The 2,803-nt window shown below is 65.0% G+C and carries 3 protein-coding genes and 1 pseudogene; all 4 read left to right on the forward strand.

The features are described 5' to 3' along the window. Window positions 1–144, forward strand: a pseudogene (locus AC1DOC_RS27940) (sugar ABC transporter substrate-binding protein); the annotation flags it as partial. A 154-nt stretch (window positions 145–298) separates the two neighbouring features. Further along, window positions 299–1,156, forward strand: coding sequence for a carbohydrate ABC transporter permease (locus AC1DOC_RS27945; protein WP_012746258.1), 858 nt, complete (start codon window positions 299–301; stop codon window positions 1,154–1,156). Window positions 1,157–1,166: 10 nt separating this feature from the next. Beyond that, window positions 1,167–1,991, forward strand: coding sequence for a carbohydrate ABC transporter permease (locus tag AC1DOC_RS27950; RefSeq protein WP_018903542.1), 825 nt, complete (start codon window positions 1,167–1,169; stop codon window positions 1,989–1,991). A 167-nt stretch (window positions 1,992–2,158) separates the two neighbouring features. Further along, the coding region (locus AC1DOC_RS27955; RefSeq protein ID WP_478130947.1) for an ABC transporter ATP-binding protein at window positions 2,159–2,803 on the forward strand (645 nt) is incomplete at its 3' end.

A 2,803-nucleotide genomic window follows, 5' to 3' on the forward strand; every position in this document is an offset into this window, starting at 1 on the left:
ATTCCCGAGTTCCAGGCCATCGGCGTGGCGGTGGGCCAGCAGATGAGCGCGGCGCTGTCGGGCAAGGTCACGGTGGACCAGGCGCTCAAGACCTCGCAGACGGCGGCGGAGCGCGAGATGAAGAAGGCTGGCTACTACAAGTAAGCGGGGCTTACTTTCTTGCTCCCTCCCCTTCCGGGGGAGGGCAGGGGTGGGGGCACGCGGCGCACCAATCACCGCAGCGCCTGATCCAGGAGCCCCCATCCCAGCCTTCCCCCGGCGGGGGAAGGAGCCAGAGACAACGAGAAGGAACTTCCTCATGAAACGACTCCTGCCCCGCGCCCTCATGGCGCCCGCCGTGCTCACGCTCCTTTTGTGGATGATCGTGCCGCTCGCGATGACGTTGTACTTCTCGTTCGTGAACTACAACCTCATGCAGCCCGGCGAGCGCACCTTCGCGGGCATCGAGAACTTTCACTACTTCGTCACCGATCCGGACTTCTGGCCCGCCACCTGGAACACGCTGGTGCTGATCGGCAGCGTGATCGTCATCACCGTGGTGCTCGGCGTGCTGCTCGCGCTCCTGGTGAACGAACCGTTTCCGGGCCGCGGCATCGTGCGGGTGCTGCTGATCTCGCCCTTCTTCGTCATGCCCGCGGTCAATGCGCTGCTGTGGAAGCACATGATGATGAACCCCATCTACGGCATCCTGGCCGACGTGTGGCGCTTCTTCGGCGCGACGCCGGTCGACTGGCTCACCGACGTGCCGCTGTTCTCGGTGATCGTCATGGTGGCCTGGCAGTGGCTGCCGTTCGCCTGCCTGATCTTCATCACCTCGCTGCAGTCGCTCGACCGCGAGCAGATGGAAGCCGCGCGCATGGACGGCGCGAGCGCATTCCAGCGCTTCTTCTACCTGACCATCCCGCACCTCGGCCGGCCGATGGCGGTGGTGATCATGATCGAGATGATCTTCCTGCTCAGCGTGTTCGCCGAGATCGCCATCACCACCAACGGCGGCCCGGGCAACGAGAGCACCAACATGACCTACCTGATCTTCAAGCAGTCGCTGATGAACTTCGACGTGGGCGTGGCCTCGGCCGGCGCGCTGTTCGCGGTGGTGCTGGCCAACATCGTGGCCGTGTTCCTGATCCGCATCATCGGCAAGAACCTCGACTGAAGGAACGACCATGCAACCCAGCAACTTCCTTCCGCAACTGCTGCGCACCGTGGGTGCCTGGGCCGTGGCGCTGCTGCTGTTCTTTCCGCTCGGCTGGCTGTTCCTCACGGCCTTCAAGACGGAACTGCAGGCGATCCACGTGCCGCCGCTCTTCATCTTCGAGCCCACGCTCGGCAACTTCAGCGAGGTGCAGCGCCGCAGCGACTACCTGCTGTATGCGCGCAACTCGCTCGTCACCAGCCTGGGCTCGACCATCATCGGCCTGTTGATCGCGGCGCCCGCGGCGTACTCGATGGCCTTCTTCCGCACGAAGAAGACGCGCGACATCCTCATGTGGATGCTCTCCACCAAGATGATGCCGGCCGTCGGTGCGCTGGTGCCGATCTACGTGCTCGCGCAGACCGCGGGCCTCCTGGATTCGCTCACCGCGCTCACAGTCGTGTTCACGCTGTCGAACCTGCCGATCATGGTGTGGATGCTCTACAGCGCCTACAAGGACATTCCGAACGAGATCCTCGAAGCCGCGCGCATGGACGGCGCCAGCCTGTGGACCGAGTTCCGCCACGTCGTGCTGCCGCTGTCGGTGGGCGGGCTCGCATCGACCGGCCTCCTGTGCCTGGTGCTGAGCTGGAACGAGGCCTTCTGGGCGCTCAACCTCAGCTCGGCCAAGGCCGGCACGCTGGCCACGCTGATCGCCTCGTACTCCAGCCCCGAGGGCCTGTTCTGGGCCAAGCTGTCGGCCGCCTCGCTGATGGCCATCGCGCCCATCGTCGTGTTCGGCTGGTTCAGCCAGAAGCAACTGGTGCAAGGCCTGACCTTCGGCGCCGTGAAATGAACACCCCCAGTCTTCGCGCACTGCGTGTCGCTTCGCCAACCCCCTCGAGGGGGCGCCGCCAGCGGCCCGGCAAAGCCGGTTCCGCGGCAGCTCCCGCATTTGGCTGCGCGCTTTTGACCCGCGCGGGCGCTTCGGCAGCCTGCTCACAAGCAATCAAGGAGTCGTGAATGGCCTACCTGCAACTCAAAGACATCAAGAAGAGCTTCGGCGACGTCGACATCATCAAGGGCGTCGATCTCGAGATCCAGAAGGGCGAGTTCATCGTCTTCGTCGGTCCTTCGGGCTGCGGCAAGTCGACGCTGCTGCGCCTCATTGCGGGGCTCGAGCCGATCACCAGCGGCAAGCTGCTGCTCGACGGCAAGGACATCACCTGGGCGCCTTCGGGCAAGCGCGACCTGGCCATGGTGTTCCAGAGCTATGCGCTCTATCCGCACATGAGCGTGTACGACAACATGTCCTTCGCGCTCAAGCTCGCGGGCGTGCCCAAGGACGAGATCAAGACCAAGGTCGAGTACGCGGCGAAGACGCTCAACCTCACGCAGTACCTCGACCGCACGCCCAAGGACCTGTCGGGCGGACAGCGCCAGCGCGTGGCCATCGGCCGCGCGATCGTGCGCGCGCCCAAGGTGTTCCTGTTCGACGAGCCGCTGTCCAACCTGGACGCGGCGCTGCGCGGCAACACGCGCGTCGAGATCCACAAGCTGCACCGCTCGCTCGGTGCCACCACCATCTACGTGACGCACGACCAGGTCGAGGCCATGACGCTGGCTGACCGCGTGGTGGTGCTCAGGGACGGGCTCATCGAGCAGGTC

The organism is Variovorax sp. 01T439_2 (assembly GCF_056398445.1).